The organism is Methylothermus subterraneus (genome assembly GCF_054656915.1).
Genome location: NZ_BAAHXK010000010.1, coordinates 37,582 through 63,768 on the forward strand (window position 1 = coordinate 37,582; position 26,187 = coordinate 63,768).

Sequence of the window (26,187 nt, forward strand, 5' to 3'; positions counted from 1 at the left end):
TCAAAATGCCAGTCGCTGCGTGAACCCGGACTGAATCTTAATAAATATACCAGTTTTCCGCGCCAAGCTTAAATCTCGCGCGTCGCCTTGAACAAAAGCTTGGGCCAGCGCTCCACAACCCGCTCCAGGTTGACGCGGCTGGGCGCAAGATAAACCAAAAACCCGCTGCCGTCTTCGGCCAGATGCTCAAAATGTTTGCGCTTGAACTCTTCCAGAATCGCTGCGTCCTCGCCTTCGATCCAGCGAGCCGCGACCACCCCGACCGGCTCGTAAGCGCATTCGACGCCGTACTCGTCTTTGAGCCGGAACGCGGTCACGTCAAATTGCAGCACGCCTACCGCGCCGAGAATCAGGTCGTTGTTTTTCAGCGGGCGAAACACTTGCGTTGCGCCCTCCTCGCTCAGCTGCATCAGGCCTTTGTGCAGGGCCTTGGCGCGGAGAGGATCGCGCAGCACCACCCGGCGGAACAGCTCCGGGGCAAAAAACGGAATGCCGCCGAATTTGAGCTTTTCCCCCTGGGTGAAGGTGTCGGCCACCTGGATGGTGCCGTGATTGTAGAGACCTAGGATGTCCCCCGGCCAGGCTTCTTCCACGTGCTTTCGGCTTTGCGCCTGAAAGGTGAGGGCGTTGGCCACGGTCACGGTCTTGCCCAAGCGCACGTGGTAAAGCTTCATCCCTTTTTGATACCTGCCCGAGCAAACGCGCACGAACGCGATCCGGTCGCGGTGCAGAGGATCCATGTTGGCCTGGATCTTGAAGACAAAGCCGCTAAACCCCGCTTCCTCCGGCGCCACTTCCCGCGCGTCGGCCGCACGCGGCTGCGGGCAAGGCGCGTAGCGGGCGATGGCGTCCAGCAGCTCCAACACGCCGAAATTGTGGATCGCCGAACCGAACAGCACCGGTGTCTGCCGCCCCGCCCGATACTCCCTTGGGTCGAAGGGGTGGCAGGCGCCGCGCACCAACTCGACCTCCGCGCGCAGTTCCCGCGCCTGATCGCCCAGGCGTTCGTCGAGCAGCGGGTTATCCAGCCCCAAGATCACCTCACCGAGCTCGGCGCGCTCGCCGGCGCGCGCGGCGAACAAACGCACGGTATCCTCCTGCAGGTGATAAACCCCACGAAACCGCTTGCCCATGCCGATCGGCCAAGTCAGCGGCGCGCAGCGGATGTCGAGCACCTGCTCGATCTCGTCTAAAAGTTCGATAGGCTCGCGCCCTTCGCGGTCGAGCTTGTTGATGAAGGTCAAAATCGGCGTGGCGCGCAGGCGGCAGACCTCCATCAGCTTGATCGTCCGCTCCTCCACCCCCTTGGCGCTATCGATCACCATCAAGGCCGAATCCACTGCGGTCAGGGTGCGGTAGGTGTCCTCAGAGAAATCGGCGTGCCCTGGAGTGTCGAGCAGGTTCATCAGGCAGCCTGCGTGCTCGAACTGCATCACCGAGGTGGTCACCGAAATGCCGCGCTGCTGTTCCAGCGCCATCCAGTCGGAAGTGGCGTGGCGCGCGGCTTTTCGCCCTTTGACCGCGCCGGCGAGCTGGATGGCTCCGCCATAGAGCAGCAGCTTTTCGGTGAGCGTGGTCTTGCCGGCGTCGGGATGGGAGATAATGGCAAAGGTGCGACGCTTTTGGATTTCCTGAAGATCGCTCATAATGTTTTTAATAAAATTTAAAAATTTTAACGCAACTTTTGGACCGGTGGGCGAGGCTTTCATTCCCGGCGCTTCGTGATACCCTATTTGCCAATTAAACTTAAGCGGGAGTCCGTCTCATGACCGATGAAGTTTTCAAGCCCGCCGGCAACGGCGGCAGTTTTGCTTTGATCGACGAGCGCACCGGCAAGCGTTATACGCGCCCGCTGCTGCATGGAACGCTGGGACCCTCGGCGATCGACATCCGCGGCTTCTACAACGAAGCGGAATTGTTGACCTACGACCCGGGATTTACCTCGACCGCCTCGTGCAAGTCGGCGATTACCTTCATCGACGGCGAAAAGGGCATTTTGCTGTACCGCGGCTATCCTATCCAGCAGTTGGCCGCCCACAGCGACTACATGGAGGTGTGTTACCTGTTGCTTTACGGGGAGCTGCCCTCGGTCGAGGAAAAGGCCGAATTCGAGCGCGACATCAAGCGCCACACCCTGCTCCACGACCAGCTCATGCTGTTCTTCCGCGGCTTTACCCGAAGGTCCCACCCGATGGCGATCATGGTCGGCGTGGTCGGAGCCTTGTCGGCCTTTTACCACGACGACATGGACATCACCGACCCTGAACAGCGAATGCTCGCCGCCTACCGGATCATCGCCAAGATGCCCACGATCGGCGCCTACGCGTACCGCTACGCGATGGGCTGGCCGTTCGTCTACCCGCAAAACCGCCTCAGCTACGCGGAAAACCTGTTGTACCTGACCTTCTCCAACCCGACCGAGGAATACCAGCCCAACCCGGTGCTGGTCAAGGCGCTGGACCGAATCCTCATCCTCCACGCCGACCACGAGCAAAACGCCTCGACCTCTACGGTGCGGCTGGCCGGTTCCTCGGGCGCCAATCCGTTTGCCTGCATCGCCGCCGGGATCGCCTCGCTGTGGGGACCGGCCCACGGCGGCGCCAACGAAGCGGTGCTCAAGATGCTGATGGAAATCGGCCACAAGAGCCGCATCCCCGAGTACATCGCGCGCGCCAAGGACAAGAACGACCCGTTCCGGCTGATGGGGTTTGGCCATCGGGTCTACAAGCACTACGACCCGCGCGCCGAAATCATGCGCCAGACCTGCTACGAGGTGCTCGAAGCGTTAGGCCGCAAGGACGATCCCCTGCTGGAACTGGCGCTGGAGCTGGAGCGCATCGCCTTGGAAGACGAGTATTTCATCGAGCGCAAGCTGTACCCCAACGTGGACTTCTACACGGGCATCGTGCTCAGGGCGATGGGTTTCCCCACCAACATGTTCACGGTGCTGTTCGCCATCGGCCGCACCGTGGGTTGGGTGGCGCACTGGAAGGAAATGATCTCCGACCCCAACATCAAGATCGGCCGGCCGCGCCAGCTGTACGTCGGCCATCCGCCGCGCGAATACGTGCCTATGGAGCAGCGCGCAAGCTCTGGCCGCCAAACGTGGAGCCGGTTCTGGGAGGATCGCGGAAGCCCAGCTTAACCGCGATGCGAGCCGCCTGGCTGCTGGGCCTTGGGCTTGGGCTTTGCGCCTGCGCGCCGCCTGCGCGCCCGCCAGGTATGGAACCGCTCGGCCAGCGCCAAGCCGCGGTCCCAATCGATGCAACCGAGCAGCTAAAACGCGCGCAGGCGCTCTACCGGGCTGGCGACCTTGAGGGGATGCGGCAAATCCTGACCCGCCTGGATCCTAAGCGGCTGTCCTTGCCCGAGCGGGTCGGGTTGGCCTTGCTCAAGGCCCGGTTGGCGTTGGACGAGGGCGATTCGGCTACGGCTTTGGAGTTATTGAACTCCTTAACCCCTAAGCAAATCCCAGATTACTTGGGCAAAGAGTACCATCGCCTGCGCGCGCGCGCCCTCACCCTCGAAGGCGATCTGGTCGGCAGCCTCCACGAGCGCATCCGCCTCAATCGCTGGCTCCAAACCCCGCAAGAGGTGGAGGAAAACAATCGAGCGATCCTCCAGGCCCTGGAGCTGTTGCCGGACAAGACCCGCGCTAAGCTCAAAGCCAGGCCCAGAAGCGATTTGGCCGGCTGGCTGGAACTTGGGCAAATCCTCAACGCCCATCCTTACCGCTCCGAGGCTTTGGACCAGGCGGTGGCAAAGTGGCGCGAAACTTACCCCTACCATCCTGCCGACCAGGGCCGGTTCCTCGAGCGCGTGATCGCCAAGCGCGTTCCCGCCCCGCCGCCCTCCCTGCAGGCAGGGCAGACTATCGCCTTGCTGCTGCCTCGCGCCGGTCCTTTTCAGGCCGCCGCCGAAATCATCCGCCACGCCATCGAAGCGGCGCGCGACTTCCCCGGCGAACCCGAGCCTCTGCCGCTGAGCGAATACGACAGCACCGCCGCCGACGTCGTCCTCCAGTACCAACGCGCCGCCGCCCAGGGCGCCCGCGTGGTCCTCGGCCCCTTGCAAAAACCCGAGCTGGAACGCTTGGCCAACCTGCCCCGCTTCGATCCTCCCGTCCTGGCGCTCAACGCCATCGAGGGGCTGACTCGGCCCGGTCTGTATCAGTTTGCCCTGCCGCCGGAGGAAGGGGTGGCGCAAGTCGCCGACAGCGCCTTCGCCCACGGCCACCGGCGCGCCCTCGTTCTGGTGCCGGCCACCCCGGCGGGCGACCGGATCGCCCGGTTCTTTCTGGACTATTGGGAGAAGCTCGGCGGGCGGGTTTTGGAAATCCAGCGTTATCCCGCCGGCGACGTCTCCGCCGCCATCCGCCGGCTGCTCAACGTGGACGAATCCGAGCGCCGCGGAGAGCGCGTGCGCCAACTCGTAGGGGAGGTGAAACTTATCCCGCGCGTGCGCCGGGACGCGGATTTTATTTTCCTGCAGGCCAATCCCGAACAAGGCCGCCTGATCAAGCCGCAGCTTGATTTTTACCGCGCCGAGTACCTTCCGGTCTACGCCACCTGGGACGTCTACACCGGCCACCCCGATCCGCGCCAAGACGCTGACCTCGAAGGCGTGCGCTTCTGCGACCTGCCCTGGCTGCTCCAAGGCGAGCACGAGGCCGCCCCTAAAGTCGCGGAGTTCGAGGCGCGTTGGGGGCCCCAGCCTGGTCCCTACCTGCGCCTGGCGGCCTTAGGGATGGACGCTTACTGGATTCCCACCCGCTTGCTTGGCGTGGGCGGCCGCTACGCCGGAACCAGCGGCATCCTGAGCGTGGACGGCAGCGGCCGGATCCGGCGCCAGCTAAGCTGCGCCGAGTTCCGCCAAGGCGTGCCGGTGATCTACGGCTTAGCTCCCGACTCCCTCCATGCCCAAGAGCCTAGGCCGGGCGGCTGAAGACTACGCGCTGGCGTTTTTGGAGCGGCAGGGGCTTAAGCTCGTCGAACGCAATTGGCGCTGCCGTTACGGCGAGATCGATTTGATCTTCCAGGACCGCGCTACCCTGGTTTTCGCCGAGGTGCGCTGCCGCCGCAGCGCCCGCTTCGGCGGGGCGCTCGAAAGCGTCGATAAGCACAAGCAAACCCGCCTGATCCGCGCCGCCAACCATTATCTTGCCACGCACGCAGGCGACGCGCCGGTGCGCTTTGACGTGCTGGCGCTGACTCCCACTTGCCAAGGCTTTCAGGTCGAATGGATTAAAAACGCCTTTGAGGCTCCTTAAGGCGCAAACTCCAGCGCCCACGCCAGGGCGACGCGGAAGGTCAAAAACCCGACCGTCAGAGGATAGAGCAGGTAATATTTGGGCAACAGCACCGCGAGCAACACCAGAGCGGCCAAAAGGCGGCTGTCGAACCACCACTCTCGCGCCAGCTCCGCAAGCAGCCGCCTTTCCTCGACGCTCCAGCGCGGGCGGTGGCCGAGGACGAAATAGCCGGTCGCCGCATCGAGCAGGACGAAATAGACCGGATAAGCCCGAAACACCGGCGCCTCGGCGGAAAAGATCGGCAGCCAGCTCGCCAACCACACTCCCAGGCTGCCCAAAAGCCACAGGTCATAGGCGCGGCGCGGCGCCAGCCAGCCTTGCCAGCCGCACCCGACCGCCGCTCCCATCGCCAGCCCGCCGCCCCACCCAAGCCACGGGGAGGCCAACCACGGCGCTCGCCCAGGGAACCACCAAAAGACCAAGACCAAACCCACCGACGCGAGGGTAAACGCCGGAAAGATGAAGTTATGCGGCTTCATCCTGGCGGATCCAAAAGCCGTATCCTGAGCGATAAGTCCACGGCTTTGAGGTGCTTGGTCAGCGCCCCGACCGAAATCCGGTCCACTCCCGTTTCGGCCACCTGGCGGACGTTGTCCAGGTCGATGTTGCCCGAAGCCTCGAGCAGCGCCCTGCCCCGCGCGATCGCCACCGCCCGGCGCAGTTCCTCCAAAGAGAAGTTGTCCAACAGCACGATCTCGGCGCCGGCCGCCAGCGCTTCTTCCAGCTCCTCTAAGGACTCGACTTCCACCTCGACCGCAAGCTCAGGGTGCCGTGCCCGGGCGCTCACCACCGCGGCGGCGATCGAGCCGGCGGCAGCGATGTGGTTTTCTTTGATCAAGATCCCATCGTACAGGCCAAAGCGGTGGTTTTGGCATCCCCCGACCTTGACCGCGTATTTCTGCAAGCGGCGCAGCCCCGGAATGGTCTTGCGCGTGTCGAGCACTACCGCCCCCGTGCCGGCCACCGCCCGAGCGAAGCGGCGCGCGAGCGTGGCCGTGCCCGACAGGGTCTGCAGCAGGTTGAGGGCGGTGCGCTCGCCGGTGAGCAGCGCGCGGGCTGGGCCGCACACCTGGCAAAGCTCGGCGAAGGCCTCGACCTCCTCTCCCTCCGCCACCCGCCACTCGACCCGGCAGCTCGCGTCGAGCTCGCAAAACACTGCCTCAAACCACGCTTTGCCGCACACGACCATGGGCTCGCGGGTGACCACGGTGGCCAGAGCGTGTGCGGTAGGCGGAATAAGGTCGGCGGTGACGTCGCCTGCGCCTACGTCTTCCTCCAGAAAGCGGCGGATCAGCTCGCGCTCGACGTTCATCCGATCGGCTCCAGATAGTCGGCTTGCAATTGTACACCCCGCGCGCCGCGAAACTCATCCACAGTCAGCCGATACGCCAGGCGCAGCTGGCGGCAGGCAAAAAACGCCCCCGGCTCGGCCGGATCGAAAGCGATCGCGTCCACCCAAGGTCCGCCCGGGGGGCGCAAGCTCAGCTTAAGATGCCGGTCTTTGACCCATGCCGCGCGCCGGACCTCGAATTCGCCGCAGAACAAAGGCTCGGGAAAGCCCGGCCCCCAGGGACCGGCGGCGCGCAGGCTCTCCGCCAGCGGCAGGGAAAAATCGGCCGCGTCCAAGGAACCGTCGGTGTAAATCACGTCCTGGGGGGCGAGATCGCGCAGCTTCACCGCCAGTCGTTCGCTAAACAAGGCGGCGAATTCGGCGTAACTTTCGGCCCGCAAAGTCACCCCCGCCGCCCGCGCGTGGCCGCCGTAACGGAGGATCAGCCCAGGCCGCAGGGCGTCGATCTCGGCGATCAGATCGCGGATGTGGATCTCAGGGATCGAGCGCGCCGAACCCTTTAAGTTGCCGTCCCGCCCGGGAGCGAAGGCGATCGCCGGCCGTCCCAGGCGGTCGCGGATCCTGCCCGCCAAAACGCCGACCACCCCCTCGTGCCAGTTCGGGTCGAACAGGCACGTCCCGGGCGCCTCAAGGTCCAAAGCGTCCACCAGGGCGAACGCGGCAGCCTGCATTTGGGCTTGGATGGCGCGCCGCTGGCGATTGAGGGCGTCCAATTGCTGCGCCAGCGCCCGCGCGCTGGCTAGGTCTTTAGCCAACAGGCAGCGGATGCCAAGGCTCATGTCCTCGAGCCGGCCGGCGGCGTTCAGGCGCGGCGCCAGCGCAAACCCAAGATCTTGGGCGCTCAAGCTCTCCAAGCGGCAGCCGGCCACCTCCGCCAGCGCCAACAACCCAAGATTCCCGCGCCCCGCCCGCAGCCGCTGCAAGCCCTGGTGGACCAGGATGCGGTTGACGCCATCGAGCGGCACCACGTCGGCCACCGTGCCCAGGGCGACCAGGTCGAGCCACCGGGAGAGCTTGGGCTCGGGCACGCCTTGGCGCGCGAACCAGCCCTCCTCCCGCAGCCGAGCGCGCAGGGCGCACAGCGCGTAGAACATCACCCCCACCCCGGCGAGCTGTCCCAAAGGCCCCTCCCCCAGCTTGGGATTGACAATGGCATCGGCCGCCGGCAAACGCGGACCCGGCAGGTGGTGGTCGGTGATCAACACGCGAAGGCCTTTGGCCTTGGCCGCCTCCACCCCAGCCAGGCAAGCGGTCCCGTTGTCCACCGTGAGTAGGACCTCAGGACGCCTGGCCAAAGCCGCCTCGACCAAAGCCGGGGTCAGGCCGTAGCCGAAGCGGAACCGGTCGGGGACGAGGAAATCGACGTATTTGGCGCCCAGCGCGCGCAAGCCCTGGACCGCCAGGGCGCAGCCGCAAGCGCCGTCGGCGTCGTAATCGCCGACCACCAAGATCCGCTTCTGCTTAACTAAAGCCGCCGCCAGCTGCGCGGTCAGGGCTTCGATGCCGGGGAGGCACGCCGGCGGCGGCAGGCGGGCCAAGGCGTAATCCAAATCCTCCTCAGAACGCACCCCACGGGCTAGGTACACGCGCCTTAACACCGGATGCAGCCGGTTGAGGGAGTCGGCCGCTTCGGGCAGCGGGCGGGTAAGAATCCTCTTGCGCCTCAAAGCCAGTCCAAAATCGCGCGCTGAACCGCCGCGAGCTCGGCTTCCACCACCTTGGGCGCCACCTGGCACTGGCGGATGGCGGTGTCGGGATCTTTGAGCCCGGTTCCGGTGAGGGTGCAGACCACGGTGGCGCCCTCGGGAATCTTGCCGGCGGCAAGATCGTGCAGGGCGCCGGCGACCGCCACCGCCGAGGCCGGCTCGCAGAAGATCCCCTCGCAGTCGGCAAGGAGTTTCTGCACCCGCAAGATCTCCTCGTCGGCAAAGCAGGCAAACCACCCGCCGGATTCGCGCTGGGCCGCTAAGGCCCCCTCCCAGGACTGGGGATGGCCGATGCGGATGGCGGTGGCGACGGTTTCCGGGTGGTCGACGAACGCGCCCCGGACGAAAGGCGCCGCCCCCGCCGCCTGATAGCCGCACATCACCGGGCGTTTGGCAATCACCCCGTCCGCGTGGTATTCGCAATAGCCCTTCCAGTAGGCGGTGATGTTGCCGGCGTTGCCCACCGGCAGGCAGTGGTAGTCGGGGGCGTCCCCTAAAGCGTCTACGATCTCGAAGGCGGCGGTTTTTTGGCCTTCGATGCGGTAGGGGTTGACGGAATTGACCAGCCCCACCGGCGCCTCCGTCGCGATCTGTTTGACCAGGCGCATGCCGGCGTCGAAATTGCCCTGGATCTGCAGCACCTTCGCGCCGTGGATCAAAGCCTGGGCGAGCTTGCCGAGGGCGATCTTGCCTTCCGGGATCAGCACGAACGCCAAGATCCCAGCGCGCGCCGCATACGCCGCCGCCGAGGCCGAGGTGTTGCCGGTCGAGGCGCACACGATCGCCCGCCGGCCCTCCTCGCGCACTGCCCGGGTCACCGCCACGGTCATGCCGCGGTCCTTGAACGAGCCGGTGGGATTGAGCCCCTCGAACTTGGCGTAGAGCTTGACCTCCTTGCCGATCCGGCGCGGCAGGTTTTCCAGCGGGATCAACGGCGTGTCGCCCTCGCCCAGGGTGACGGGAGAAGTCGTTGGCGACAGCGGCAGGCGCTCCCGGTAATGTTCGATCACGCCAAAATAACGCTTCATCAGTTCCTAGCTCCTCGGAGACCCCGCCCTTCAGGGTTGGGAAGGAGCGTCAACCTCCCGTTTCGTTGTTGCATTTTACAAACCCTCGCAACGTAACATGTAAAACCATGAAACTGCGCTGGACCTTCCGCTGCTATCCAACCAAAGAGCAAGAGCAGGTTCTTGCTCGCACCTTCGGCTGCGTGCGCTTCGTTTACAACCGTTTCCTGCACGAGCGCACCGCGGCCTTTGCCCGGGGCGAGCGGATGAACTATGTTCAAACCAGCGCCGCCCTGACCCAGCTCAAAAGCGATCCAGAATACGCTTGGCTGAACGAAGTCTCTTCGGTGCCCTTGCAGCAGGCTTTGCGGCATCTGCAAACCGCCTTCCGCAACTTCTTTGACAAGCGTGCGAGATACCCAACTTTCAAGAAAAAGAGCGGCCAGCAGTCCGCCGAATACACCCGTTCCGCTTTCAGATTCGAGATCGGCAACCAAAGATTGCTGATCTCCAAGCTCGGGCGGCTCAAGGTCAAGTGGTCTCGCAGAGTTTATGTTGAGCCGACCACCGTGACGATTGTTAAAAAACCTTCGGGACGCTACTTCGTCACGATGGTTTTGGACCTGCAACCTGCGCCTTTGCCAAAAACCGGTGAAGCCATTGGGCTCGATTTCGGGTTGAACCATCTGGCTACCCTCTCTAATGGCGAGAAGATAAACAACCCAAGGTACCTTCAGAAGTATCTGAAGAAACTCGCTAAGGCGCAAAAACTTCTGTCCCGCAAGCAAAAGGGCAGCAAGCGCTACGAAAAGGCCCGAATTCGCGTGGCGAAGGTCCACGAAAAGATTTCCAATAGCCGGGAAGACCCCCAGAAAAAGCTCGCATGGATGCTGGTTCAACGCTTCGATACGATCTACCTGGAGGACCTGAACCTGCGCGGCCTGAGCAAAAACCACGCCCTGGCCCGCAGCCTTCAGGACGCCGCCATCGGTGGATATATTCGCAGAATCGAAGCCAAAGCAGCCATGCACGGCAAGCGCGTGATCAAGGTGGATCGCTTCTTCCCGAGCACGAGGATGTGTTGCCGATGCGGGCAGCTCCACCCCATGCCGCTCTCCAAGCGGGTCATGGAGTGCGACTGCGGCAACGGGATGGACCGCGATTTGAATGCGGCCATCAACCTTTTGGCGGCTGGGCAGGCCGTGACCGCACGTGGAGACGGCGTAAGACCTGATCTGACTTCGGTCGGATTGGGCAGCTGTCTGTGAAGGGTGAACCATCCTGATGCCTTGTGTGTCAGGAATCCCCCGGCTTTAGCCGTGGGGAGGATGTCAACTTTACTCCAAAGTCTCCAGGCGGATGCGGTGCAAGGGAGCCTTCACCGACGGCAGCCGTTCGATTTTGGCCACCGCCGCGTCCATCGCGCTCTCTTTGACCCGATGGGTGAGCAAGATCAAAGGCACCTCCTCCTGCCCGGATTTAGGCTCCTTTTGGATCACCGCCTCGATCGAGATTTGGTGATCGGCCAGGATGCGCGCGACGTCGGCGAGCACTCCGGGTTGATCGGCCACCTTAAGGCGCAGGTAGTAGGCGGTTTCCACCTCGCCCATGGGCAGGATCGGCAGATCGCTCAAGGCGTCGGGCTGGAACGCAAGATGCGGGACGCGGTTTTCGGGATCGGCGGTCATCACCCGCACCACATCGACCAGGTCGGCCACCACCGCCGAGGCGGTCGGTTCCGCCCCCGCCCCCGGGCCGTAGTACAAGGTCGGACCCACCGCATCGCCCTTGACCACCACCGCGTTCATCACTCCCTCGACGTTGGCGAGAAGACGCCTTGCCGGCACCAGGCAAGGATGCACCCGAAGCTCGATGCCGTTTTTCGCTCGCCGGGCGATCCCGAGAGCCTTGATGCGATAGCCCAATTCCTCGGCGTAGCGGATGTCCTCTGGGGTGATGCGGGTGATGCCTTCGGTGTAAACCCGGTCGAACTGGAGCGGGATGCCGAAGGCGATCGCCGCCAGGATGGTGAGCTTGTGGGCGGCGTCGATGCCGTCTACATCAAAGCTCGGGTCGGCCTCCGCAAACCCTTGCGCCTGGGCCTCTTTCAGCACCTCGGCAAACGCGCGTCCTTCCTCGCGCATGGCGCTCAAGATGAAGTTGCAGGTGCCGTTGATGATCCCAGCCACCCATTCGATCCGGTTGCCAGCCAGGCCCTCCCTGAGCACCTTGATGATCGGGATGCCGCCGGCCACCGCCGCCTCGAAAGCCACCATCACCCCCTTGGCCGAGGCCCGGGCGAAGATCTCGTTGCCGTGCAGGGCGATCAGCGCCTTGTTGGCGGTAACCACGTGCTTGCCCCGCTCGATCGCCCCGAGCACCAACTCCTTAGCCGGAGAGAGGCCGCCGATGAGTTCGGCGACGATAGCGATCTCAGGATCTTCCACGACCTGCCAGGGGTCAGAAACCAGTTCGATCCCCGCGGTGGAACAGATGCGCGGCTTTTTAGGATCGCGGGTAAAGGCTTTGGCGATCATGAGCTCGCGCCCCGCGCGGCGGGCGATCTCGCGGCCGTTGCGGGCCAGCACCCGCACCGTGCCGCCGCCGACCGTCCCCAAGCCTAAAAGACCGATTTTGACCGGTTCCACCAATGTCGTCTCCTCTTAAAATCACAAATCCTCAGGCTTCAGCCCAGTTTTCCGGGCGATACGCGCCATCATTCGCAGGCCGATTTCATCCCGATCGTGAAAAGCAAAAACGAAGTCCGGCCAGCCTGCCTTTGCCAATACCCTATGGGAGCCTGATTGTCTTTTGTACCAGCCATTTCTTATCAGGGCAGCCAACACTTGCCTAGCCTTAACGCTGGACCAGACGCTCACGCCACTTCCTGGAATATTCCGTCCAACGCCGGAATCTCTTCACCGTGCTCAATCCGGTCCGCCAGCACTCTCAATGCCAGCGCCTCAGCTTTGGCGATGGCCTCACGGCGGTTTTTCCCATACACCATAACACCGGGCAACTCTGGAACTTCGGCAATCCAGCGTCCGTCCTGCTCCAACTCAATGTGAAACATAAGTCTTCCAACGCCTGGACATTATAACGTCCCGTCCCGCCGCATCATCTGCCGGATGCCCCGGATGGCCTGGCGGGTGCGGTGCTCGTTTTCGATTAAACCAAAGCGCACATAACCTTCCCCGTACTGGCCAAAGCCGATTCCCGGCGAGACCGCCACCTTGGCCTCGAGCAACAGTTTCTTGGAAAACTCCAAAGAACCTAGCGCCCGGTAAGGTTCAGGAATAGGCGCCCACACGAACATGGTGGCCTTGGGTTTTGCCACATGCCAGCCCAAGTGATTCAGGCCATCGCACAACACGTCGCGGCGCCTACGGTAGGTCTCCCGGATCTGGGCCACGCAGTCCTGCGGCCCTTCCAGGGCGGTGATGGCGGCGATCTGGATGGGAGTGAACATGCCATAATCCAGATACGACTTGATCCGCCCCAAGGCCGCCACCAACTCGCGGTTGCCGCACATGAACCCAACCCGCCAGCCGGGCATGTTGTAGCTTTTAGACAGGGTGAAAAATTCCACCGCCAACTCGAGCGCTCCCGGCACCTGGAGGATGGAGGGCGCCTGGTAGCCGTCGAACACCAAATCCACGTACGCCAGATCGTGCACCACCCAGATCTTGTACGCGCGGGCGATCTCGACCACGCGCTCGAAAAAAGCAAGCTCCACGCACTGGGTGGTGGGGTTGCAGGGGAAATTTAGGATCAGCATCTTGGGCTTGGGCCACAGGTCCAAGATCGCCTGCTCCAGCTCGGCAAAGAAGTCGTGGCCAGAGGTCAAGGGTACATGGCGGACGTCGGCCCCAGCGATCACGCAGCCGTAAGGGTGGATGGGATAGGCCGGGTTGGGCACCAACACCGTATCCCCCGGCCCCAAGGTCGCCAGCGCCAGGTGCGCCAAGCCTTCTTTGGAGCCGATGGTGACGATGGCCTGGGTTTCCGGATCGAGCTCGACGCCAAAGCGGCGCGCGTACCAATCGCAGATCGCCTTGCGCAGGCGGGGAATCCCTTTGGATTGCGAATAGCGGTGGGTGGTGTCGCGCTGGGCCGCCTCGACCAGCTTGGCGATCACGTGAGGCGGCGGGGGCTGGTCGGGATTGCCCATGCCGAAATCGATCACGTCCTCCCCCGCCGCGCGCTGCTTGGCTTTGAGCTGGTTGACGATGGCAAAAACGTAAGGCGGCAGGCGCTTGATGCGTTGGAATTCTTCCATTCGATCCAATCGATGCGCTCTAAAAAAACATATTGTCCATTACCGCCAGGGGGAAGCGCAACCTAGATGATCGCCCAGTTTGCCTCAGTTGGATTCCAATCCATAAGATGGGCCGCTTGCACCGGCAAGCCATGAGATCGCTTCCTCCGGGGGTTTGCTGACCGCGACTAACATTTCAACGATGGAACCGAGCAACTGATACACCGCGTCTATGCGTTTAGCCCGCACTTCGGCGGCGGCTTGTTCGGCGTTCAACACATCGACGTTATTGCGCGTTCCGGCCAGCACCCCTTTGCGTGTGCCTACGACCGCCTGTTCCGCCGAACGCAAAGCTTGCTCTAAAGCAAGCACTTGGCTTTGCCCAAAACGCACTTTGGTGTACGCGTCCAACACCGCCTGCTCAAGCTCCCGCGTCTTCTGTTCCAATTCCAGCTCGGCCTGGCGCAAGAGGGCTTGGGCTTGCCTTACCGAGGCGCTTACCCCAAAGCCCGAAAACAGCGGCAAAGTCGCCTGCAGGTTGACGCTGGCAGTTTTAAATTGCTGCTCTAAAGTGATTTGGCTTTCGCTTCGGCTTTGTTGATAACCGGCCACCAGGTCCAAGGTAGGCTTGTGGCCCGCAAGCTGCTGCTTGACTTTGTGCTGGGCGGCGATTACTTCTTTCCTCAAGGCGTCCAAGGCCAAATTAACCCGCTTGGCTTCCTCCACCCACTCGGAAGCCGGTTTCGCTAAGATCGCCTGGCTCAGCGTATGGCGCTCGGCCAGGTCCTTAAGCGCTGCCGCGACCACTTCGCGCCCGATCAGCAAAGTCAAAGCGCGCTCGGCGATTTCCAATTGGCCTTGGCTTGCGAGCAATTGGGCGCGCGCCGCATCCAGCCTGGCTTTGGCTTCCTCGATTTCGATGCGTGTGCCTTGGCCGCGGCGAAAGGCCTCTTCCGCTTGCCTAAGGGCGGTTTGATAACGCGCCACATCGCTCTCGGCGACTTTAAGCTGCGCGTCCGCGTCCAACACGCCAAGATACGCTTTCGCCACGCGTTGGAAAAGCAGCGCCGACTCATCCAGGAGCCGAGCCTTGGCGCTTTCGGAAAGCGCCTGCGCCTGCCGGTAGCTTTCCCATTCGTTTGGGCGATAAAGGGGCTGCTTGAGATTGACGCTCCAGCTCCAAGAATCGCTGGGAGAAACCGGGAAACGGCGCCCGCCAAAGCGGCGCTCTACCCACAGCTTTCCGATCGAGCCGACCGCCCCCACTTGGGGCAAGAGTCTAGCGCGCGCCACCGCAACGCCTTCCTCTTGGGCCTGAGTCTGGGCTTCAACCGCCCGATAGGCGGCATCGGCCTGCTTGGCCAAAGCATAGGCCTCCTCCAAATCTAAGGCCGCGGCCGGCCAATTCACCGCCACCGCGGCCATCAGCGCCATCGAGCGCAGCACGCCGCGCACGCTCATTCCTCGGTCAAAGCCGTGTGCAGCCGCCTAAGCAAGGGCCGCATCAAGTACTGCAAAAGAGTTTGCTCACCGGTTTTGATGACGATCGTGGCCGCCATTCCCGGTTGGAGAGAGCGCTTGCCAAGCTGCTGTTTGCCGTTTTCCGTCACCTCGACCCGGGCCAAATAGTATTGGGATCTCGGGTCCACCGGATCGGATAAAAGGTCGGCGGAAACGGAGATCACCTTGCCTTCTATGATCGTTTGCGGCCAGCTCAAAAAGGCCTGCAACTGAATGTCTGCCGCAAGTCCTGGATGGATGCGGTCGATGAACTGCGCCGGAACTTTAGCTTCAAACAAGAGCGGCTCGTCTTTGGGGACGATTTCCATCAGCGCTTCGCCGGGTCGGATCACGCCTCCCACCGTGTGAACCTGCAGACCGTTGACGTATCCTGCCACCGGCGCCCGGATCACCGTGCGCTCGAGCTGGTCCTTGAGCGCCTTGACTTTCTCTTCCACCACGCTCAGCCTCTGCACCACCTCGGCCAGTTCGGTCTCGACCTCCTTGCGGTAATCTTCCCGGATTTGCTTAAGTTTCAACTCCGTCTCCTTAGCCTGGCGCTCGGCCAGATCGATGTGATTGCGAAGTTCTAAGGTCTGCCGCTCCAGATCGTATTGTTCGTTGCGCGGAGCGTACCCTTCCGCCGCCAAAGCGCGCATCCCGGCCAGCTGCTCGCTTAGGAACTCAAGCTGGGTCGCTTTGGAACGAGCTTCGGCCAAATAGGTCTGCGCCTGGGCAGAAAGCACGCGGATCGCGCTTTCCAAAGCCGAACGCCGCGCCAGAAACAACTGCTGCTGCGCCGCGATCTGGGCGGCGGCATCGCCTTCGCTGCCGGCCTGGATCAATTCCTCGGCAAAGTCGATTTGGCTTTTGCCAAGGCGCTCAGCCTCCAGCCTAGCGCGCCTGGCCAAGAGAGCGTAATATTCTTTGAGCGCGCTTTGAAAGTTGGCGGCGACGAGCGTGTCGTCCAAGGTAATCAGCGGCTGACCCGCCTCTACGTATTGCGCCTCGGTTACATGAATTTGTTTGACGATCCCCCCTTCCAAGTGGGCGACAGTTTTGCGCTTGGACTCGACCACCGCCACCCCGGGCGCAGGGACGCCGGAGTCCAAGGGCGCCAACGCGGCCCAGGCGAGGAACCCGCCAAAACCGGCGAGCAACAGCCACAGCCCAAGCCGGACAAAGCGCCGCAGCTCCTCGGCCGGCGCGGGGAGAACCGATTCAACGTTCGCTAAAGACTTGTCGTTCATCGAACCGCCTTCAGTGCCGCTTGCTGCAAAGCCTTGAGAATCTCATCGCGCGCGCCGTAAGCCTGAATCAGGCCATCGCGCAACACGAGCAAGCGATCCACCGCCGAGAGCACGCTCATGCGATGGGTGATGACCACCACCGTGCGCTGTTCCGCCTTGAGGGTCTGCAAGGCACTCACCAAAGCCGCCTCGCCTACATCGTCTAAATTGGAGTTCGGCTCGTCCAACACGATCAGCCGCGGGTCGCCGTACAGGGCGCGCGCCAGCGCGATCCTTTGCCGCTGACCGCCCGAGAGCACCGCCCCACCCGGGCCGATCTGGGTCTCATAACCTTGCGGCAGACGCAAGATCATCTCGTGGACGCCGGCGCGCTTGGCGGCGGCAAGGATTTTCTCCGATTCTAAGGCGCCAAAGCGAGCGATGTTTTCGGCCACCGTGCCCTCGAACAGTTCCACGTCCTGGGGCAGGTAACCCAAAAACTGCGCCAATTCCTGCCTGTCCCAATGGCCGAGTTCGGCGCCGTCCAGGCGGACTTTACCGGCGTAGGGCGGCCACACTCCAACCAACAGCCTGGCCAAAGTGGATTTGCCGGCCGCCGAAGGCCCGATCAATCCCACGATGCAACCGGCCGGGATCTCAAAGCTGATCCCTTTCAACACCGGCGCCTGGCCTCCCGGCGGCACCGCTACGAGACCTTCCACCGTAACCTGACCTTTGGGCGGCAGCAGCGACAAGCGCTCCAGACGCGGGGGAAAGCGGTCTAGCAGGGACTGCAAGCGTTCGTACGCTTGCCTGGCTTGGACAAAGCCGCGCCAGTTGGCGATGAGCTGCTCGACCGGCGCCAGCGCCCGGCCGAGCAGAATGGAACCGGCGATCATGCCGCCGGCGGTCATCTCGTTCCGCAACACAAAATACGCTCCCAACCCCAAAACCAGGGATTGAACCGAAATCCGCACCGCGCGCGTGACGGCGGAGATCAATCCGGCGCGGTCGCTGGCCAGATGTTGCAGCCTTAGCATCTTGAAATGCTTTTCCTGCCAGCGCCGGCGAATGTTGGGAAGCATCCCCAAGGCTTCGATGACTTCCGCGTTGACCAGGCTGTTGCCGGCAAAGCTCAAAGCTTGATTGGCCAGACGGTTAGCCTCTTTGAGCGGGGCTTGGGTTAGCCATTCGGTGGCTAAAGTCAAGGCGATTAAGACCAAGCTGCTTGCTACCCCAAACCAACCGATCCACGGATGGAGCAAAAACACCACCGCCAAATAAATAGGCGTCCAAGGAGCGTCGAAAAACGCAAACGGTCCGTTGCCGGTCAGAAATTGGCGCAAATTGGTCAGATCCGAAAGCGCCTGGCGGGCATCGCCGTGGGTCCTGAGGCTGGCTTCAAACGCCGCGTCGAAAACGCGCCGGTTGAGCTCGGCTTCGAGCGCCGCGCCGATGCGCACCAGCACCCGCGAGCGGACAAATTCCAGCAAACTCATCAGCCCATACAGCCCCAAGGCCAGCAAGGTCAATAACCCCAAGGTCGTCTCGTTGCGGCTGGAAAGCACCCGGTCGTAGACTTGGAGCATGTACAGCGAGGGGGTGAGCATCAAGGTGTTGATCGCCATGGAAAATGCCCCAACGACCAGGAAATGGCGCCGTAGGCGGGAAAGAATTTGGGCCAATTCCGAAGGTTTAGCCATGAATTACCTCAGCGTAAACTTCAAGCGTTTGCTCCGCACAGCGCCCCCAGGAAAAGCGACGCGCCCAAGCCGGACCTAAGGCGCGCAGCCTGCCAACCAAGCTGGGGTCTTCCAAAAGCTGCCGCAAGGCCAAGGCGATCGCCTCAACGTCCCACGGATCGACCAACCAAGCCGCCTCCCCACCCCACTCGGCCATCGCCGACCCTTGCGAGGTTAGCACCGCGGCTCCGCAACCCATCGCTTCCAAGACCGGCAGGCCAAAGCCTTCGTACAGGGAAAGATACGCAAAAACCGCCGACCCGCAGTACAAGCTGGGAAGATCGTCTTCGTCCACATAACCCAACCAGCGCACCTCGCCGCGCCGTTCAAACCGATCTAGTTTAGGCCACAGGCTCTCGGTACGCCAGCCCTTGGGGCCGATGAGCACCAGCGGGAAACGGCAGCGCAAGCAATCCGGCAGCAAGGAATAGGCGTCGAGCAGACGGCCCAAGTTCTTGCGCGGCTCCAAGGTTCCCACCGCCAGCAGGTAGCCCTGAAAGCGCAAGCCGTAGCGTTGCAAGCGCCTTTGCGCCGCCTCGGCGGGAAGGGGCCTAAAGCGCTCTTCCACACCCAAGGGGATAGCCGCCACTTTCTCGGGAGCAAGCCCAAGCACGTGGAGGATTTCCCCGCGGGAAAATTCCGAGACGGTAATTATCTTGCCAGCACGCGCCAACGTCCTAGGCAAATAGCGCTCCAGCCAACGCACTCTGGCGCGGGGATGGTAGTCGGGAAAACGCAGGTGAGACAAATCGTGCACCGTGACCACGAGCGGGCAGGGAAGACGCGGGGCAATGTAGTTGGGCTCGTGATAGATCGCCTCGCGCAGGCGCCGGCCGACGATCCGGCTGCGCAGGTTGCGCGTCATTTGCCAAGCGCTGCGGACGCCAGGTAGAAAGCTTAACGCGCGCCGCCAAGCCGGCCCGCGCCAGTCTTGCGCAGGCTTTGTCTCCGCCGCCAGGCGCGCCAGGATTTCGGGACGGTCGATCAGCTCCCCGTGAAGCAGCCCGGCGACCGCAAGTTGCCGGGATAGGTACTCCTGGAGTAAACCCGCCGTGTAGCGGCCGATGCCGGTGCGCGGCGGACTCAAGGATTCAAGGCCCAGGACGATCTTCACGCCAAACCCCTACGGATACAAGCTGTTGCACGGCGCGCTCGCCGATTTTTTCCCAGTTGAAGTTTTCCGCCTGCTGCCGCGCCGCTCGCGCCAGGCGCTCGCGCAAAGAGGCATCGGCCAAAAGCGCCTTGAGCGCATTGGCCAACTCGTCCGGCGCGCTCAGCCAGGCCTCCTGAGCGTGCCTAAAGGGCAACCCGCGCACGCCGAAAGGCGTAGACAGAATCACCGCCCCGCACGCGGCATAGTCTAAGACTTTCAGGTTGGTGCCCGCGCCCTGGGTGACGGGATTTAACCCCACCTCGGCGGCGCCGAGCAGCACGGCCAATTCGGCGTCGCTGAGCTTGCCCAAGGCCGCCACGTTGCGCGGGGCGCGCTCGAGTTTGGGGTGGGCGCACAACGATCCAGCGAGCGCGAAGGTAAGCCCAGGCAAGGCCTTGGCCACGGCCAGGACGGTGTCGAGCGCGGCGAGATTGGGTCCGTGCCAGGAACCGACGAAGGCGACCAAAGGCGAATCCACCCCTAAACGCCTGCGCAGCTTAAGCTTGGCCGCTTGCGGCAAAAACGGCCGTTGCGGTAAATCGACGCCGTTGGGCGCGGCGATCCAAGGTTTGGCTACCCCATACAAGGACGCAAAGCGCTCCGCTTCCTCTTGGCACACCGTCAACACCGCCGCCGCGCGCTCCAGCGCCTCGGCCTCGGCTTCACGCACCAAGGCCAAGGCGCGCTCCCTCGCCGGCGCTTCGGCTTGTGACCACAGCTGGGCTTTGAGGTCGTACTCTACGTTGTGGGCGTCGTAGAGCAAAGGCGGCAGCCCCGCGCGAGGCAGCGCCGGCAAGCAGTAGGGGTGGGAGACGACCACCAAGGAAGCGGCGGCCACCCGCTCGTGCACCCAAGCCCGATACTCGGGCAGCCAATCCATGCCGTCGAGCAAGGCCACGTCGTGCGCGGAGACCTGAAGGCGCGTGGACCACGCGCCGGCGTGGCGCGCAAATTCGGCGGTGGTGGCGACCTCGTCGATGAGCAGGTTCGGCGCCAAGCGCACCTGAACCGACCGAGCGCCCAAGCTCAGGATATGGACGGGGACTTGGCGCGACCACGCGCGGTACAAGTGAAAGATGCGGTTGGCGCCGCCAAAGCGCGGTGGGCGCAGGGAAAACGGCGCCAGCACCACGATGGGCCGGGCCTTGGCCGGCCGGCGGGAGAAGCAAGCGGCCGGCGCCGCCGCCAGCCCCAGGGTTTCCAGCACGCCCGCCCAGCTCACCTCAGCCGCCCGTTGTCTGGCCGCCTCCCCCAGGGCGCGGGCGCGCTCAGGATGGGCGAGCAACTCGGCCATCGCGGCGGCCAAAGCCGCCTGGTCAGGCTCCACCACCAGGCCGCTGACCCCATCCTCGATCAGCTCGAGCACCCCGCCCGCATCGCGGCAGGTGATGACCGGCCGGCCGGCCATGGCCGCCTCCAGCGCCACCAATCCCCAATCTTCCTGCTCGGGCACGAACACCACCGCCTGCGCCTGACCGTAGGCTTTAGCCAGCTCAGCGTCGGCCAGGCGTCCTAAGAATTCGATGCGCGGATCTTGCGCGGCGAGGCGGCGAAGCTCCGCCTCTTGGGGGCCGACGCCGGCGATCCGCAAACGCGCCTCAGGGTGCTTAAGTTGGCTAAAAGCGCGCACGATCAGCCCCACGCGCTTTGGCCCGTCCAGGCGGCTGGCGGTAAACACCACCGGCCGGTCGGGAAACGGCAGTTCCTCCACCTTCAGACCCGAAGGGTGGTGGGCGATGCGCACCTCGACCTCAGGCGGGAAATAATCCGCGCGCCGCGCGACGGTTTGCGAGATCGCCGCGTAGCGCCAGATCGCCTGCGGCCGCAGCGCCACGCGATCGAAAAAGTGCACCACGCCCCGAGCCACCGGCCCGGGGAAAGCAAACCAGCTTGGCTCGGCCTGCGTCTTTAGCTGCGCTAAAAGGTCAAAGGCTTCGGCGGCGTGGGAAGGGGTAGGGTGCGGCTCGGCGACCAGCCGCGCCAGCGCTTCTAAGGGGCGCGCTTTGGGCCAGGCGGTGGGCAAGTGCCTGGGATACGCGTCGTACAAGCCGCGCAGCTTGTGCTGCAGGTACACGATATGGCGCGGGTGCGCCGCCATCCAGGCGGGGTACTTGGTGCTGATCACGCAGTCAAAGGCGGACAGATCCAGCTCGAAAAAGCGTAGGTAGCCTGCCACCACCTCCCAAAAGTCGCGCTCCGGAAAAGGAATCTTGAGCAGCTCGGCTTCGTGCGGCGTCTGTTCGTTCAAGGCGCGCACCAAATCCAGCCAAAACCGTTCCGCCCCGCCGAAGACGAACGGCACCGGGCTAGGCGCGACTACGGCAATTTTCATCACCCCCCCGTGCTTTGCTTTGTTGCATCCAAAAGTCAATCCAGCAACCTTTCCACGACTTTTTCCCAACGCAGGTCCAACGCCAAGATCGCCTCGCGGGCCGCCTGCCCGAGCTTCTGCGCGCGGGGGCGGTCGGCCCACAGAGCCTCGATGGCTGAGGCGATGGCTAAAGGTTCGGGCTCGACCACCAGGCCGGTGATCTTATCCTGCACGAATTCGAGCGGCCCGCCAGAATCGGTGCAGGTGATCACCGGGCGCGCGGCGAGCATCGCCTCTAAGGTCACGTAGCCGTAGTCCTCGTCGTGCGGGCCAAAAAACACCGCGAGGGCGTGGGCGTACCAGGCGATCTGCTCGTGGCGCGGGCAAAAACCGGCCAGCCAGACTTTGTCTTTCAAGCCGAGCCGGGCGATCTGCGCCTCCAGGTTGGCGCGCTGCCCGCCCTCGCCCAACAGCACAAAGCGCACCGGTGCCTTGACGTATCTGGCCGCTTCGATCAACAAAGACTGCCGCTTTAGGTTTTCCAGGCGACTGGGGAACAACACGTAATCCCACATCTCCCCCGCATAAAAGCGCTCAGCATCCGGCGGCGGATGGTAAAGCGGCTCGGCTTCCAGGCCGTTGTAGCGGCGCAGCCTGGCGGCGACCCGCCGCGAGTTGGCAAACAAGCGCTTGGCGCGGCGCAAGGCCTGGTTGTCAAACGCGATGACCTTCTCCCGCAGGGCGGCCAAAGCCTCGGTTTTAGGCACCACGTCGCCGTAGAGCTCATACACAGCGCGGTGCTGGTGCATGAGCCAGACGGTCTGCTCGGGATGGCGCATACCGTACGCCGGAAACTGCAAGCTGATCACCCGATCCGGCGGCACGCTCAAGCGCTCGAGGTCAAAGCGCTCGCAGAACGCCATCGCCTGCTCGACCGCCGCCTCCGGCCAGAAGCAAAACGGCACGCGCATCAGCTCCACCTCGTGGCCAGCCACCAACAGCGCCTCGTGCAAGGCACGCATGTGCGCTTCGGCGCCGCCGTTGACGAACGGCACGTGGGTAGCGGTCAGTAAAATCTTCATAGACCTCCGCAAGGAAACCCGCGACCCAAGTTGCGGGTGGTTTACTTGATTCCGATGGCGGCAAAATCCTGAGGGCCGTAGAAGTGGCCGTTGACCCGTTCGACCAAGGTCCCGTCCCCAGGAACATAGGCCTCCGGCGGGTAGGGATTGAGGCGCAAAATCTCGACCTTGGCAAAGCCGGCGTAGCGCAGCACGAACTCCAAAAGCGTCGGCGTTAATGGGTGGCGGTGGGTGGGGTCGTGGTAAAAGGTGTGGCTGCCGACGAGCACGTTTTCCGGGTTGGGGGTCTCAAAGATCGCCACCCCCCCGGTTTTGAGCGCCCGGTAAGCGGCCTGCACCAACGCCAAAAGCTCGGCGAAGGGCAGGTGTTCTAAAAGGTGAAACGCGGTCACCGCCCCTAGGCTGTTTTCGGCTTGCGCTTTAAGCCAGGCCAAAGCGTCGGCGGCGACCACGTTCAGCTTTTGATTCAGGCAATGAGCCACCATCGCGGGGCTGTTATCGACCCCGAGGGCGGCCAAGCCGTGTTCGCCGAGCAGCTTAAGCCACTCGCCGCGGCCACAGCCCAGATCGACTAGGGTCTCCCCCCGCACTGGCGTCAGCCACGGCAAATAACCCTCGAGCTTGGCCCGGATCTCGGCCTCCTGCCCTCGGCAGGCGTCCTCAAAGGCCAGATAAAAGCGATCCAGCGCCTCTTGGCTGGAGACCGCCGCGCGCGCCTCCGGAGCCTCCAACAGCGCCGCCAGGCGCCGTTCGGTCTGCGCCAGGCCGGTTTGCAGCAAACTCCCGGCGCGTTCAAGACGCCCTAAGGCTTGATTTTGCTCCGCCAGCCGGGCTTGCAACCCAGCCAGGTTCTGCTCGTGCTCCGCCAGCCGGGCCTGCAGGCGCGCGTTTTGCGCGATCGCCTCTTCTTGAAAGGCGGCCAGGTCCACCAGGCGCAAGGCCCAATCGGCCAGCCTTAGCCAAAGGTTGGCTCCGGGCAGACGCCGACAGCCCATGTGCACCAAGCGCCAGAATCGAACTCCGCGGACCTTCGCCCCCGCCAATTTGCCCTCGGCGCTCTGGGCCAGATGCCCCAGCACCGCCACCCGCCCCAGCCAGAGCACGCACATCGGTCCGTAAGCGGCCAGGCCATCGGGATCGACCTCGCGGCCGAGCACCGCGCGGTACGCCTCCGGCAAGAAGCGCTGCGGGGAAAACCCCACAAAATCGCGCCGGTGCCAGGTTCTGGCCTCAAACTCCAAAGCCGGCCAGGCTTCTTCTTCAAACCGCAGGCGCTTGGCCTCCTCGGCGATGCGCGCTTTAAGCTCGGCAAAGGACACGATCGGGCTCCGCAATCAGCTCAAAATTTTCCACCGGCAGCCGCACCAGCCCCGAAAACAAAGGCCCCAGGACGCCGGCGACCTCAAATTCCAGGGCGTTGTCCCACCAATGGTAGCAGCGCTCCAGGTGGTGCGGGCCCGAGTGCGCCGCCACGGTCAGCGTATACCGCCCGGGAGCCAGCGCCATCCTCAGCTCGGCGCGCCAAAGGTAGCGCCTGCCGGCCTGGAGGTTCAGGGTCTGCCCCAAAAGATAGCTGTTGGTGCCGAACACATCCTGGCCGAAGCGGTCGCGAATCATAAAGCCCAGGCTGACGTCCGTCAGGTCTTTGGCGGCGTACAGCGCGACCGTCAGCCGCGCGCGCTCGCCGCAAGCCACCACCGCCCGCCCGGAATCGCCGGTCAACGCCACGTCCTCGATCGCCACCTCGCCGCTGCCGTACGCCGTCGGCCGCCCGAGCCTGTCCTCGCCGCCGGCGATGAGTTTTAAATAATGCGCCACCGCCTTATCCGGCGGGCCGTCGAAGGCAATTCGACCGCCCTCGAGCACCACCGCGCGATCGGCGATGAGCTTGACGGCGTTGAGGTCGTGGCTGGCGAGCAGAATCGTCCCCCCTTGCGCCTTAAAGCGCCGGATCCAGTCCAGGCACTTTTGTTGAAAGCGCGCATCCCCTACCGCCAGCGCCTCGTCCACCACGAGCACCTTGGGGTCGGCGTGGGCGGCGACGGCAAAGCCAAGGCGCATCACCATCCCCGAGGAATAGGTTTTGAGCGGCTCGTCGATGGAATCGCCCAGTTCGGCAAACTCCACGATCGCCGCCTCGCGCGCGGCCAGCTCTTTCGCCGACAGGCCCAGCAACAGGCCGTTGACGTAAATGTTTTTGCGCCCGGAAAGCCGAGGATCAAAACCGGTGCCGAGCTCCAACAAGCCGGTCACCCGCCCCGCGACCTCCACGCTTCCCGCGTCGGGCAGCAGCACCCCGGTGATGAGCTTAAGCAGCGTGGATTTGCCCGCCCCATTGCGCCCGAGCAGCGCCAGCGTTTCGCCGGCCTGCACGCTAAGGTCCACGTCGGAGAGCGCGGTGTGGCAGCGATGGCGAGGCTTGCCGGAGAGAGCCTCTAGGAGCCGGTCGCGCGGCCGCGCGTAGAGCTTAAAGCGCTTGGTGACGCGTTGTAGCGAAATCACAGAAGATCCCGCAGCGCCTTCTCCGTGCGCTTGAGCAGCCACAGCCCGAATGCGCTTAAACTTAAGCCCACTCCCCACAGCGCGGCCAGATCCAAAAGCCTGGGCGCACGGCCAAACACCAGCGCGGCGTGAAACGCTTCCACCGCCCAGGCCGCCGGATTCCACGCCAAAACCCCTTGCGCCCAGGCCGGCAAAACCTTAACCAGATACACCACCGGCGTCAGCCAAAAGCCAAGCTGCAATGCCACCTGCACCACCTCGCGCGTATCTTCCACAAACACCGTCCAAATCGCCGCGATCAAGCCCGCCCCATACGCCAAAAGCCCAAGCCCAGGCAACACCAAAACCAGCCACCACGCGCTCGCCGTCAATCCACCCAAGGCCCAAAGCACCCCAACGAGCAGCCCAAGCAGGACCAACGCGCCCAGGCTCTCGGCCACAAGCTGCGGCAAAGGCACCCAGGCCAAAGGCAAAGCGATCTTGGTAAGCAGCCCGCGGCTGTCCACGAACGCCCCGCAAGCCTTGCCCACGCCGCCGGCCAGGATCCACCACGGCACCATCCCGGAAGCCAAGTACACCCCGTAGCCAAAGCGCCCCCCGGCGGCCCCTTCCAGCCGCGCCCCCATCAGCTCCCCGAACACGACGAGGAAAATCCCAAGCTGCACGATAGGCCAAAGCACCGCCCAGCCCACGCCCAAGGCCGAGGCCGCATACCGGTCCAGCCAGGCCGCGCGCGTCAACTGCCAAAACAAGGCCAAGCGCATAAAACTAAAGGCTTTCTTGCAAACCGAGCATTTTAAGGTTTATGCAGCGCCCTGCCAAGGAATCGGCGATGTTTGTCGCACTTTAGCAACAACAAGCCGCAAAAACGCCAAAATTTCGCTTGACAGACGTTCTAAGGGGATTAAAATCCAACTTCAAAAAGCGGCTTTTGCTTGTGGCTGCAAAGAGCTTTTGCTAAGCTTTGCTTTGTCTTTTCAACCAACCCAACAAGGAGGAACCTCCATGGCCTTCCAAGATTTTTACAACACCGTG

The 26,187-nt window shown here is 63.5% G+C and carries 23 protein-coding genes; 5 read left to right on the plus strand and 18 right to left on the minus strand.

The features are described 5' to 3' along the window. Nucleotides 1-68 precede the first annotated feature (68 nt). Nucleotides 69-1,646, minus strand: a complete 1,578-nt coding sequence (locus ACYQ3M_RS09555; protein WP_460035855.1) for a peptide chain release factor 3 — start codon at nt 1,644-1,646, stop codon at nt 69-71. 119 nt (nt 1,647-1,765) lie between these two features. On the opposite strand from ACYQ3M_RS09555, the gene ACYQ3M_RS09560 reads away from it, so the two are divergent. From ACYQ3M_RS09560 to ACYQ3M_RS09570, 3 genes are read left to right on the plus strand one after another with little or no spacing between them, the layout of a single operon-like run. Next, nucleotides 1,766-3,145: a citrate synthase gene (locus ACYQ3M_RS09560; RefSeq protein WP_460035856.1), complete on the plus strand. Its 1,380-nt coding sequence runs from the start codon at nt 1,766-1,768 to the stop codon at nt 3,143-3,145. Nucleotides 3,146-3,150: 5 nt separating this feature from the next. Further along, nucleotides 3,151-4,944 (plus strand): penicillin-binding protein activator, encoded by a 1,794-nt coding sequence (locus tag ACYQ3M_RS09565; protein WP_460035857.1) that lies wholly within the window; start codon nt 3,151-3,153, stop codon nt 4,942-4,944. Then, nucleotides 4,916-5,269, plus strand: coding sequence for a YraN family protein (locus ACYQ3M_RS09570; protein ID WP_460035858.1), 354 nt, complete (start codon nt 4,916-4,918; stop codon nt 5,267-5,269). Before ACYQ3M_RS09565 ends, ACYQ3M_RS09570 begins: the two co-directional genes overlap by 29 nt. On the opposite strand, the gene ACYQ3M_RS09575 is transcribed toward ACYQ3M_RS09570, so the two are convergent. From ACYQ3M_RS09575 to thrC, 4 genes are read right to left on the minus strand one after another with little or no spacing between them, the layout of a single operon-like run. Then, entirely contained in the window at nt 5,266-5,790 is a 525-nt protein-coding gene (locus tag ACYQ3M_RS09575; RefSeq protein ID WP_460035859.1) for a hypothetical protein, read from the minus strand. The genes ACYQ3M_RS09570 and ACYQ3M_RS09575 overlap by 4 nt on opposite strands. Then, on the minus strand, nt 5,787-6,623 hold the full coding sequence (gene nadC, locus ACYQ3M_RS09580) for a carboxylating nicotinate-nucleotide diphosphorylase (protein WP_460035860.1): 837 nt from the start codon (nt 6,621-6,623) through the stop codon (nt 5,787-5,789). Before nadC ends, ACYQ3M_RS09575 begins: the two co-directional genes overlap by 4 nt. Beyond that, nucleotides 6,620-8,329, minus strand: coding sequence for a single-stranded-DNA-specific exonuclease RecJ (gene recJ / locus ACYQ3M_RS09585; RefSeq protein ID WP_460035861.1), 1,710 nt, complete (start codon nt 8,327-8,329; stop codon nt 6,620-6,622). Before recJ ends, nadC begins: the two co-directional genes overlap by 4 nt. Further along, on the minus strand, nt 8,326-9,396 hold the full coding sequence (gene thrC / locus ACYQ3M_RS09590; RefSeq protein ID WP_460035862.1) for a threonine synthase: 1,071 nt from the start codon (nt 9,394-9,396) through the stop codon (nt 8,326-8,328). Before thrC ends, recJ begins: the two co-directional genes overlap by 4 nt. Between thrC and ACYQ3M_RS09595 the strand changes: the two genes are divergently transcribed. Next, nucleotides 9,339-10,643, plus strand: a complete 1,305-nt coding sequence (locus tag ACYQ3M_RS09595; RefSeq protein WP_460035863.1) for an RNA-guided endonuclease InsQ/TnpB family protein — start codon at nt 9,339-9,341, stop codon at nt 10,641-10,643. The two genes, thrC and ACYQ3M_RS09595, sit on opposite strands and share 58 nt — an antisense overlap. A 69-nt stretch (nt 10,644-10,712) precedes the next feature. On the opposite strand, the gene ACYQ3M_RS09600 is transcribed toward ACYQ3M_RS09595, so the two are convergent. The 13 genes from ACYQ3M_RS09600 to ACYQ3M_RS09660 all read right to left on the minus strand — a co-directional run bounded on the left by ACYQ3M_RS09600 (nt 10,713) and on the right by ACYQ3M_RS09660 (nt 25,916). Then, entirely contained in the window at nt 10,713-12,023 is a 1,311-nt protein-coding gene (locus ACYQ3M_RS09600) for a homoserine dehydrogenase (RefSeq protein WP_460035864.1), read from the minus strand. A gap of 21 nt (nt 12,024-12,044) precedes the next feature. After that, nucleotides 12,045-12,254 carry a type II toxin-antitoxin system HicA family toxin gene (locus tag ACYQ3M_RS09605; RefSeq protein ID WP_460035865.1) on the minus strand — a complete coding sequence of 70 codons (210 nt, stop codon included), beginning with the start codon at nt 12,252-12,254 and terminating at the stop codon, nt 12,045-12,047. Further along, entirely contained in the window at nt 12,251-12,448 is a 198-nt protein-coding gene (locus tag ACYQ3M_RS09610; protein WP_460035866.1) for a type II toxin-antitoxin system HicB family antitoxin, read from the minus strand. The genes ACYQ3M_RS09605 and ACYQ3M_RS09610 overlap by 4 nt, the downstream gene beginning before the upstream one ends. A gap of 21 nt (nt 12,449-12,469) precedes the next feature. After that, nucleotides 12,470-13,654: an alanine transaminase gene (alaC, locus tag ACYQ3M_RS09615; protein ID WP_460035867.1), complete on the minus strand. Its 1,185-nt coding sequence runs from the start codon at nt 13,652-13,654 to the stop codon at nt 12,470-12,472. Between the two features lie 84 nt (nt 13,655-13,738). Continuing rightward, entirely contained in the window at nt 13,739-15,088 is a 1,350-nt protein-coding gene (locus ACYQ3M_RS09620) for a TolC family outer membrane protein (protein ID WP_460035868.1), read from the minus strand. Nucleotides 15,089-15,090: 2 nt separating this feature from the next. After that, nucleotides 15,091-16,383 carry an HlyD family type I secretion periplasmic adaptor subunit gene (locus tag ACYQ3M_RS09625; RefSeq protein ID WP_460035869.1) on the minus strand — a complete coding sequence of 431 codons (1,293 nt, stop codon included), beginning with the start codon at nt 16,381-16,383 and terminating at the stop codon, nt 15,091-15,093. After that, entirely contained in the window at nt 16,380-18,065 is a 1,686-nt protein-coding gene (locus ACYQ3M_RS09630) for a type I secretion system permease/ATPase (protein WP_460035870.1), read from the minus strand. The genes ACYQ3M_RS09625 and ACYQ3M_RS09630 overlap by 4 nt, the downstream gene beginning before the upstream one ends. After that, entirely contained in the window at nt 18,058-19,218 is a 1,161-nt protein-coding gene (locus ACYQ3M_RS09635) for a glycosyltransferase family 4 protein (protein ID WP_460035871.1), read from the minus strand. The genes ACYQ3M_RS09630 and ACYQ3M_RS09635 overlap by 8 nt, the downstream gene beginning before the upstream one ends. Further along, on the minus strand, nt 19,196-21,589 hold the full coding sequence (locus ACYQ3M_RS09640) for a glycosyltransferase family 4 protein (RefSeq protein ID WP_460035872.1): 2,394 nt from the start codon (nt 21,587-21,589) through the stop codon (nt 19,196-19,198). The genes ACYQ3M_RS09635 and ACYQ3M_RS09640 overlap by 23 nt, the downstream gene beginning before the upstream one ends. 35 nt (nt 21,590-21,624) lie before the next feature. Next, complete coding sequence (locus ACYQ3M_RS09645) at nt 21,625-22,650, minus strand: glycosyltransferase family 4 protein (RefSeq protein WP_460035873.1); 1,026 nt, start codon at nt 22,648-22,650, stop codon at nt 21,625-21,627. 41 nt (nt 22,651-22,691) lie between these two features. After that, nucleotides 22,692-23,969, minus strand: a complete 1,278-nt coding sequence (locus ACYQ3M_RS09650) for a class I SAM-dependent methyltransferase (RefSeq protein ID WP_460035874.1) — start codon at nt 23,967-23,969, stop codon at nt 22,692-22,694. Next, complete coding sequence (locus tag ACYQ3M_RS09655) at nt 23,950-25,152, minus strand: ABC transporter ATP-binding protein (protein ID WP_460035875.1); 1,203 nt, start codon at nt 25,150-25,152, stop codon at nt 23,950-23,952. The genes ACYQ3M_RS09650 and ACYQ3M_RS09655 overlap by 20 nt, the downstream gene beginning before the upstream one ends. Beyond that, nucleotides 25,149-25,916, minus strand: coding sequence for an ABC transporter permease (locus ACYQ3M_RS09660; protein ID WP_460035876.1), 768 nt, complete (start codon nt 25,914-25,916; stop codon nt 25,149-25,151). Before ACYQ3M_RS09660 ends, ACYQ3M_RS09655 begins: the two co-directional genes overlap by 4 nt. Before the next feature lie 16 nt (nt 25,917-25,932). Between ACYQ3M_RS09660 and ACYQ3M_RS09665 the strand changes: the two genes are divergently transcribed. Further along, a partial coding sequence (locus tag ACYQ3M_RS09665) for a hypothetical protein (protein WP_460035877.1) occupies nt 25,933-26,187 on the plus strand: 255 nt, incomplete at its 3' end.

Coding starts and splice junctions, on each gene's coding strand:
- ACYQ3M_RS09555 (WP_460035855.1), bottom strand. CDS start 1,646: ATGAGCGATCTTCAGGAAATCCAAAAGCGTCGCACCTTTGCCATTATC.
- ACYQ3M_RS09560 (WP_460035856.1), top strand. CDS start 1,766: ATGACCGATGAAGTTTTCAAGCCCGCCGGCAACGGCGGCAGTTTTGCT.
- ACYQ3M_RS09565 (WP_460035857.1), top strand. CDS start 3,151: ATGCGAGCCGCCTGGCTGCTGGGCCTTGGGCTTGGGCTTTGCGCCTGC.
- ACYQ3M_RS09570 (WP_460035858.1), top strand. CDS start 4,916: ATGCCCAAGAGCCTAGGCCGGGCGGCTGAAGACTACGCGCTGGCGTTT.
- ACYQ3M_RS09575 (WP_460035859.1), bottom strand. CDS start 5,790: ATGAAGCCGCATAACTTCATCTTTCCGGCGTTTACCCTCGCGTCGGTG.
- nadC (WP_460035860.1), bottom strand. CDS start 6,623: ATGAACGTCGAGCGCGAGCTGATCCGCCGCTTTCTGGAGGAAGACGTA.
- thrC (WP_460035862.1), bottom strand. CDS start 9,396: ATGAAGCGTTATTTTGGCGTGATCGAACATTACCGGGAGCGCCTGCCG.
- ACYQ3M_RS09610 (WP_460035866.1), bottom strand. CDS start 12,448: ATGTTTCACATTGAGTTGGAGCAGGACGGACGCTGGATTGCCGAAGTT.
- alaC (WP_460035867.1), bottom strand. CDS start 13,654: ATGGAAGAATTCCAACGCATCAAGCGCCTGCCGCCTTACGTTTTTGCC.
- ACYQ3M_RS09625 (WP_460035869.1), bottom strand. CDS start 16,383: ATGAACGACAAGTCTTTAGCGAACGTTGAATCGGTTCTCCCCGCGCCG.
- ACYQ3M_RS09630 (WP_460035870.1), bottom strand. CDS start 18,065: ATGGCTAAACCTTCGGAATTGGCCCAAATTCTTTCCCGCCTACGGCGC.
- ACYQ3M_RS09640 (WP_460035872.1), bottom strand. CDS start 21,589: ATGAAAATTGCCGTAGTCGCGCCTAGCCCGGTGCCGTTCGTCTTCGGC.
- ACYQ3M_RS09645 (WP_460035873.1), bottom strand. CDS start 22,650: ATGAAGATTTTACTGACCGCTACCCACGTGCCGTTCGTCAACGGCGGC.
- ACYQ3M_RS09660 (WP_460035876.1), bottom strand. CDS start 25,916: ATGCGCTTGGCCTTGTTTTGGCAGTTGACGCGCGCGGCCTGGCTGGAC.